1 pseudogene is annotated in these 423 nt (G+C 71.6%); it reads left to right on the top strand.

Annotated elements, in window-relative coordinates:
* A pseudogene (locus AC1DN0_RS41575) lies at positions 1-321 on the top strand (prolyl aminopeptidase); the annotation flags it as partial.
* Positions 322-423: the final 102 nt, after the last annotated feature.

The raw sequence follows: 423 nt of genomic DNA, 5'->3' as shown, positions 1-423 counted from the left end.
GCGGTATCGACCGCCGACCCGCTGGATACGCTGGCCAAGGCGCGGATCGAGGCGCACTACTTCCGCCATAACGCGTTCCTGGCGCACGGGCAGCTCCTGCGTGGCATCGATCGGATCCGGCACCTGCCCGGGGTGATCGTGCAGGGTCGCTACGACATCATCTGCCCGGCCCGCAGCGCGTGGGACCTGGCATGCGCGTGGCCGGAAGCCACGCTGGAGATGGTGCTGTCCGGGCACGGCGCGACCGAACCGGCCACCGCCGATGCGCTGGTGCGGGCCACCGATGCATTTGCGGACCGGATCGCCGGGCCGTCCGCGTAGGCGCCGATACCCGCACTCGCATGGTTCGCCTGCACGGGCGCGTGGCGCGCGCTTAACCTGCGCGGGTGCACGCTGCCAGGCGACTGGAAGGAGCGCGCGACC

It is taken from the genome of Cupriavidus sp. 05N39 (genome assembly GCF_056397325.1).
This window is presented reverse-complemented; position numbering and strand designations above follow the sequence as displayed.